This window comes from Pseudomonas sp. EGD-AK9, from assembly GCF_000465935.2.
Classification (GTDB): Bacteria; Pseudomonadota; Gammaproteobacteria; order Pseudomonadales; family Pseudomonadaceae; genus Aquipseudomonas.
Map to the genome: position 1 here is coordinate 1 of NZ_AVOF01000158.1, position 7,368 is coordinate 7,368.

Annotated in this window: 6 protein-coding genes; 2 read left to right on the plus strand and 4 right to left on the minus strand. The window is 67.2% G+C overall.

Annotation, left to right across the window (positions count from 1 at the left end; genetic code table 11):
- Positions 1 to 128 precede the first annotated feature (128 nt).
- Together N878_RS08890 and N878_RS08895 are read left to right on the plus strand one after the other, a co-directional pair.
- Positions 129 to 1,016: an alpha/beta fold hydrolase gene (locus tag N878_RS08890; RefSeq protein WP_021443314.1), complete on the plus strand. Its 888-nt coding sequence runs from the start codon at positions 129 to 131 to the stop codon at positions 1,014 to 1,016.
- A 405-nt stretch (positions 1,017 to 1,421) separates the two neighbouring features.
- Positions 1,422 to 2,081, plus strand: coding sequence for an endonuclease (locus N878_RS08895; RefSeq protein ID WP_021443315.1), 660 nt, complete (start codon positions 1,422 to 1,424; stop codon positions 2,079 to 2,081).
- 33 nt (positions 2,082 to 2,114) lie between these two features.
- Here N878_RS08895 and hutC read toward each other — a convergent pair whose 3' ends face one another.
- From hutC to hutH (N878_RS08915), 4 genes are all read right to left on the minus strand, one after another.
- Entirely contained in the window at positions 2,115 to 2,828 is a 714-nt protein-coding gene (hutC, locus tag N878_RS08900; protein WP_021443316.1) for a histidine utilization repressor, read from the minus strand.
- 155 nt (positions 2,829 to 2,983) lie between these two features.
- On the minus strand, positions 2,984 to 4,123 hold the full coding sequence (locus tag N878_RS08905; protein WP_031302938.1) for a hypothetical protein: 1,140 nt from the start codon (positions 4,121 to 4,123) through the stop codon (positions 2,984 to 2,986).
- 266 nt (positions 4,124 to 4,389) lie between these two features.
- Entirely contained in the window at positions 4,390 to 5,922 is a 1,533-nt protein-coding gene (gene hutH / locus N878_RS08910) for a histidine ammonia-lyase (RefSeq protein ID WP_021443318.1), read from the minus strand.
- A 12-nt stretch (positions 5,923 to 5,934) separates the two neighbouring features.
- Positions 5,935 to 7,368, minus strand: a 1,434-nt coding sequence (hutH, locus tag N878_RS08915; protein WP_021443319.1) for a histidine ammonia-lyase, incomplete at its 5' end; no start/stop codon positions are given.

The following is a 7,368-nucleotide window of genomic DNA, read 5'->3' on the forward strand; positions in this document are numbered from 1 at the left end:
GCCGCGCTGTTCGTCGCCCTCTACGAAGGCGGCCTGCTGCAGGCCCGCGTCGCCGGCAGCGCCGAGCCGCTGCGCCAGGCCGCCGACGCCCTGTTCCACCTGACCCGCCAGCAACGAGTGCCACTGCCATGAACCACGACCGCCCGACCATCCTCAGCGAAGCCGTAGCACTGGCGGCCCGCGACGGCTACCCGCTGACCGCCACCCTGTACCACGCGCGCGAACCCCGCGCGCAGTTGCTGATCGCCGGCGCCACCGGGGTGCCGCAGGGCTTCTACCGGCGTTTCGCCGAACACGCCGCCGCCCGCGGCTTCAGCACCCTGACCCTGGACTACCGCGGCGTCGGCCAGTCCAAGCCGGCCAGCCTGCGCGGCTTCGACATGGATTACCTGGACTGGGCGCACCTCGACCTGGCCGCCGCGGTGGATCAGCATCGGCACGGCGAACGCCCGCTGTTCATGGTCGGCCACTCCTTCGGCGGCCATGCCTTCGGCCTGCTGCCCAACCATGATCAGGTGACCGGCTTCTACACCTTCGGCACCGGCGCCGGCTGGCACGGCTGGATGCCCAAGGCCGAACAAGTGCGGGTGCTGGCCATGTGGCGGCTGATCGGCCCGCTGATGACGCGCTACAAGGGCTACCTGGCCTGGAGCAAGCTGGGCATGGGCGAGGACCTGCCGCTGGGCGTGTACCGCCAGTGGAAGCGCTGGTGCCGCTACCCGCGCTACTTCTTCGACGACCCGCAGATGCCCGGTCTGGCCGAACGCTTCGCCCGAGTCGCCACGCCCATGGTGGCGCTCAACACCCTGGACGACCTGTGGGCGCCGCCCGCCTCGCGCGATGCCTTCATGGCCGCCTACGTCAACGCGCCCTACCAGGCGCGCACGCTCGATTCGCAGGCCGAAGGCCTGGGCACTATCGGTCATATGGGTTACTTCCGCCCCGCCGCCCAGCGCCTGTGGGACGAGACGCTGGACTGGTTCGAGCGACTGCACGCCGAGCGACGCGCGGCCTGAGCCGATAGTGGTAGGGATGGGTGTGCGCGGCGCACCCTGCGGCGAGCTAGGCCAGCAGCGCGGGAATCCGAAGAGGTCGGGCGAACGCCCCAAAAAAGAAAACCCCGCGTTTGCGGGGCCTTGCAGACTGTAGTCCTGACATCCTTGATCTGCTCACCGTCCTGGCGGCTGTCCAGTGTGTCCCTGTTCGTTTGTGCGCTTCCTGCGCTGAATCCGTAAGCAGAAGAGTACGCCCGTGCCGAATCGCCCGACAGTGGCGATAAGCGGCAGCCTGTGTAAGCCATGGCTTACAGGCAACCAACCAAGCATTCGCTCGGGGTTATCTTGTGACGCGCGTCTTGCTAGACTCCGGTTTGTCCTACAAAAACAACAGACTCCGTCAACGGCGGTCATTGGGGCTCGATCATGCGCGCAGTCACCCTGATTCTCGGTTGCCTGGCAACAGCTTTTGGCACGTTCGTCCTGGCTTCTGGCCAGACTCAACTGGGCGATCCCAAGCAGGCCATCGCACAGGCCTTCTGGCAGGATCTCTACGGCGCCGGCGGCACCACGCTGTATTGCGCCAAGCCCTTCGACGGCGAGAGCGGCACCGTCACCGCCAGCCCGATCTACAGCAGCAAGCAGCTCAAGAGCGCGCTGCGCTGCGTCACCGACCGTCAGTGCACCATCATGAATCCGCGCTATCCCTATATCGCCGCGGACCTGCACAACCACTATCCGGCGCTGACCCGCGTCGAGCTGGCGCGGCGCAACGCCCAGTTCGCCGACCTGGCCGACGATGTGCCGAGCAAGTTCGCCGACATCGGCTGCGACCTGAAGACCAGCTTCCAACTGGTGGAACCGCGCGACGAGGCCAAGGGCAATATCGCCCGGGCGATCTTCTACATGCACGTCGAGTACGACCTGCCCATCGTCGGCCTGGTGCCGATGTACAAGGCCTGGCACCGGCTGGATCCGCCGGATGCCGAGGAGAAGGCACGCAACGACAAGATCGAGGCGCTGCAGGGCACCCGCAACCGCTTTATCGACGATCCGGCGTTGGTGGATCAGCTAATCAGCGATTGACGCGGGGGGTGCCGCGCGCACCCTACGGGCGGGTTATCCCCGGCGTTTATGCAGCGACCGCAGCTTGTAGCGATCGCCGGGATGGATCAGCCGCGCGTAGCTGATCAGGTGATCCTCCGACCAGGTGCGGCGGATCACGCTCAAACAAGGCATGGCCGGGTCGATCTGCAGCAGTTCGGCGGTAGGTGCATCCACCAGCACCGCCTCGACCACGTGCTCGATGTCCGAGATCGGGCAGCTGGCCACCAGCACCTCGTTGGGCGTGTGCTGGCTGAAGTCGGTGTCCAGGTAATGCGGCACCCAGCGCGGGTTGACGAAGCGATCCTCGAGCTGGATCGGCAGGCCGTCCTGCAGGTGCACCAGGATGCTGTGAAACACCTCCGCGCCCAGACGCAGGCCGAGGCGCAGGGCCACCTCGTCGTCGGCGGCGATGGCCTCGCAGCGCACCACCCGGTTGCCGTAGACATGGCCGCGGCCGCGTACCTCGGCGGCGATGTTCATCACCTCATGCAGCGGCGACTCGGCCTTGCGGTCGGTGACGAAGGTGCCGAGTCCGGCCTGGCGCACCAGATAGCCCTGCTGCACCAGATTCTGGATCGCCTTGTTGGCGGTCATCCGGCTGACACTGAAATCGCGCGCCAGCTGCTCCTCCGGCGGGATCTGGTGGTTGACCGGATAGGCGCCGTCGCGGATGCGCTCGAGCAGGTATTCCTCGATCGCCCGGTAGCGGGGGGTTGTGCTGGTCACTGCGATTCCTTGGGTTGTACCCGAAGCGCAGATGATAGCCTCCCCTCTCGCCCGCGCGTAGGGACAACGGCGGGCGATTGCCACAATATGGGGCACAGGCCGGCGGATCGCCGACCTGTGCCTGTGACGCACTCAGCGTGCCGCTTCAGGCTGACTCAGAAGTAGTAGCCGATATTGGCGTAGAGCTGATTTTCCCACTGGTCGCTGCCGCCACTGCCGAGGCTCTGGGTGTAGCTGCTGCCGCCCAGGTAAGGATCGTTCTTGCCATGCAGCCATTCCAGGGCGATCCACAGCTCCTTGAAGGAAAACGAGGTGCCCAGGATAAAGCGCTCGGAATCCTCGAAAGAACTTTCCGACTTGTCGAAGCGGCTGTAGTTGCCGTACAGCTTCACGCCGGAAAACAGCCAGTAGCTGCCCGGCAGGTCGTAGCTGAGGTCGGCCAGGTACAGGTTGCCCTTGGACGCCACGTTGAAGGTGCCGTCGAAACTGCCGAAGGTCACGACCTTGTCGGTGCCGGCATTCTTCGGCTCCATCTGCTGCCGCGTCGCCTGCAGTTGCACGCCCCAGGGGCCGTTCTGCCCCAGGTAATGCGCGGCGAACACCGAGCGCCGGCCATCCTTGCCGGTGTCCTGGTTCTCCAGGGTCGAGGTCAGCAGCGAGCCGCCGATTTCCGACGACCAGCCGCCGACCCTGAGCTTGCGCGCCAGACGCAGCACCAGCTTGTTCTGCTCGTCGTTGTCGCTGCCGTCGACCACGTAGTCGTCGGCGTCGGCGACGTTGGTCGAGAAGGACTTGCCGCCGCGGCTGGTGCCCGTCCACTGGCCGCCGTCACTGGGGTAGAAAGCGGCGTGGAGGCTCCAGTCGGCATCGTCCTTGATGTATTTGACGCCGAGGTTGTGCACGTCCTCCAGGCCGATGACGTTGCCCAGGCCTAGGTAGAAGGTGCTGCCGTAATAGGGCAACAGGCCAAAGGGCATCTGATTGATGCCGACCTGCACCTGCTGCGTTTCATCGAACTTGTAACCTATCCAGGCCCAGGCCGGGAAAGAGACGTCGCCAATGCTGTCGACATAATCGTAGGGATAGGAGCCACCATAGAAACGATACTGCGCCGAGCCGATCCAGGTCTCCGAACGGTAATTCACGTCGATGCGAAAAGTATCGAAGGACAACTTCTGGATATCCCGATCCGGGTCGTAGTCGAAACGCGCCCGCAGCGCCCCGCCGATGTCCAGATTCTCGGTCACCGGCGCCGCTGCCACGCCTTGCGCGAACAGCAGCGCGGCGCAAAACATATAGCGCGGTCGGTGTTTCTTATAGTTATCGAACAACATATGGTCACCCTCTATTTTTGTGTTTTTACGGACAAAGCCCTGCCGCAATGCCATGCAGCAGCTGGCACTCTTGTTGAACGTGGGAAACAGGCACGCAGGGGCTAGCCCCGCCCTGCAAGCGACGCGGAAGTTATTGCGAGTCGATGTTTAGCGCGCGGTTAGTTGTCCATGCACAGCCGCCCCTGGCTGTGCATGGCATCCGCCATCGCTGGCGCCGCGTCGGAGGGTTAGCCCGACGGCAACAGCCCGGCCGGCAGCAACGGCGTCAGCACCCGTTCGGCCAGCAGGTCGTTCGCCGCGGCGATATCCGGGGCGAAGAAACGGTCTTCCACGTAGTAGGGCACCTTGGCGCGCAGCGCCTGACGCGCCTGCTCCAGCGCCGGCGAGCTCTTCAGCCCTTCGCGGAAATCCAGGCCCTGACAGGCGCCCAGCCATTCCACGGCGAGCACGCCGCGGGTGTTGGCGGCCATTTCCCACAGGCGCTTGCCGGCCGCCGGGGCCATGGACACGTGGTCTTCCTGGTTGGCCGAGGTGGGCAGGCTGTCGACGCTGTGCGGGTGGGCCAGGGCCTTGTTCTCGCTGGCCAGTGCGGCGGCGCTGACCTGGGCGATCATGAAGCCGGAGTTGACCCCGCCGTTGGCCACCAGGAAGGGCGGCAGCTGCGACATGTGCTTGTCCATCATCAGCGAGATGCGGCGCTCGCTCAGTGCACCGATCTCGGCGATGGCCAGGGCCAGATTGTCGGCGGCCATGGCCACCGGCTCGGCGTGGAAGTTGCCCCCGGAAATCACCTCGCCCTCGGCGGCGAACACCAGCGGGTTGTCCGATACCGCGTTGGCCTCCACCGCCAGCACCTCGGCGGCCTGGCGCAGCTGGGTCAGACAGGCGCCCATCACCTGCGGCTGGCAGCGCAGCGAGTAGGGGTCCTGCACCTTGTCGCAGGCGGCGTGGGAGCGACCGATCTCGCTGCTGGCGCCGAGCAGATGGCGATAGGCGGCGGCCGCGTCGATCTGCCCGCGCTGGCCGCGGGCGGCGTGGATGCGCGCATCGAAGGGCGCTCGCGAACCGAGCATGGCCTCGACGCTCAACGCCCCGCAGACGCTGGCGGCGGCGTACAGGTCCTCGGCCTCGAACAGCCCGCGCAGGGCGTAGGCGGTGGACACCTGGGTGCCGTTGAGCAGGGCCAGGCCCTCCTTGGCCGCCAGGCACATCGGCTCCAGGCCGGCCAGCGCCAGCGCTTCGGTGGCCGGCAACCACTCGCCCTTATGGCGCGCCTGGCTCTCGCCGAGCAGGATCAGCGACATATGCGCCAGCGGCGCCAGGTCGCCGGAGGCGCCCACCGAGCCCTTGAGCGGGATATGCGGGTAGACCTCGGCGTTGACCAGGGCGATCAGCGCCTCGATCACCTGCCGGCGGATGCCGGAGAAACCACGCGCCAGGCTGTTGATCTTCAGCAGCATGATCAACCGCACCATGGCGTCGTCCAGCGGCTCGCCGATGCCGGCGGCGTGCGACAGCACCAGCGAGCGCTGCAGCTTTTCCAGGTCGGCGTTGGCGATGCGGGTCTGCGCCAGCAGGCCGAAGCCGGTGTTGATGCCGTAGGCGGTGCGGCCCTCGGCGACGATCTGGTTGACGCAGGCGACGCTGGCGTCGATGGCCGGATAGGCGCTGGCGTCCAGGGTCAGGCACACGGGCGCCTGGTAGGCGGCGCGCAGGTCGGCCAGGGTCAGCTGGCCGGGGCGAATATGCAGAACGGGCATGACTCTACTACCTCAACAGTCGATGGGCGCCAGCTGCTCGCGCAGCGCGGCCAGAGTGTGGGCGTCGCGCAGCAGCTGGTAGCAGGCGCGGATATCCAGGTACAGCGGGTGTTCTTCGGTGTAGTGGGCGACCCGCTCGCGCAGGCGTTGCCAGGCGTGCCCGGTGCCGGTGCCGAAGGGCCGGTGCTCGATGAAATCGAAGGCCTGGGCCGCCAGCAGGTACTCGATGGCGAGCACATGGAAGGCGTTGTCGAGCGCCTTGTCCAGCTTCAGCGCGGCGCTCTCGCCCAGGCTCAGGTGATCCTCCTGCAGACCCGAGGTGAGGAAGTTGTCGGTCACCGCCGGCAGCGCCAGGCGCTTGTTGTCCGCCACCAGCGAGGCGGCGCTGTACTGGGCGATCATCATCCCCGACTTGACCCCGCCCTCGGCGGTGAGGAACGCCGGCAGGCTGTTGGCCTGCGGCGTCACCAGGCGGAAGGCGCGGCGCTCGGCGATGCTGCTCCACTCGCACACGGCGATGGCCAGCAGGTCGCAGGCCAGCGCCACCGACTCGCCGTGGGGGTTGGCCTGGGAGATGATCCGATGGCCTTCGCCCTGGCGCACCACCAGCGGGTTGTCGGTGGCCGAGTTGAGCTCGTCGACCACCTGCCGGGCGGCGTGCCGCAACTGGTCGCGGCAGGCGCCGTGGACCTGGGGAATCGAACGCAGACTGAGGGCATCCTGCAGGCGCTCGCCCTGGCTCAGTTCCAGCACCCGACTGCCGGCCAGCAGCCGGCGCAGGTTGGCGGCGCTGCGCTGCATGCCGGGGTGCGCCTTGCGCTGGATCGCCGCCGGGTCGATGGCGTCGAGCTGGCAGCCGAGCGCCTCGAAACTCATCGCCGCGACGACGTCGGCCCAGTCCGCCAGGGCGCTGGCATCGGCCAGGGCCAGGCAGGCCAAGCCGGTCATCGCCGGGGTGCCGTTGACCAGGCTCAGGCCATCCTTGGGCCCCAGCGTCAGCGGCGCCAGGCCGATGGTCTGCAACGCCTCGCTGGCGGCAAGACGGCGGCCGGCCAGCTCCACCTCGCCGACGCCGAGCAGGGCCAGGCCGATATGCGCCATGTGCGAGAGGTAGCCGACCGAGCCCTGCGCCGGCACCTGCGGCAGCAGGTCGTGCTCGAGCAGCTGCAGCAGCCCCTCCACCACCTGGCGGCTGACGCCCGAATGGCCGTGGCTGTAGTTGACCACCGCGCAGCAGATGATCGCCCGTACCTGCTCGGCACGCAGCGGCGCGCCGATGCCGCAGGCGTGGCTCATCAGGGTATGGCGCGACAGGCGCTGCAGCTCGTCGGGCGCCAGCACCACGTTGCACAGCGCGCCCAGCCCGGTATTGATGCCGTAGTGCGCCTGGCCCGAACCGGCCATGGCCAGCACCGCCGCCCGCGCCTCGTCGATGCGTGCCCAGGC

Coding starts and splice junctions, on each gene's coding strand:
- N878_RS08905 (WP_031302938.1), bottom strand. CDS start 4,123: ATGTTTTGCGCCGCGCTGCTGTTCGCGCAAGGCGTGGCAGCGGCGCCG.
- N878_RS08890 (WP_021443314.1), top strand. CDS start 129: ATGAACCACGACCGCCCGACCATCCTCAGCGAAGCCGTAGCACTGGCG.
- hutH (WP_021443318.1), bottom strand. CDS start 5,922: ATGCCCGTTCTGCATATTCGCCCCGGCCAGCTGACCCTGGCCGACCTG.
- N878_RS08895 (WP_021443315.1), top strand. CDS start 1,422: ATGCGCGCAGTCACCCTGATTCTCGGTTGCCTGGCAACAGCTTTTGGC.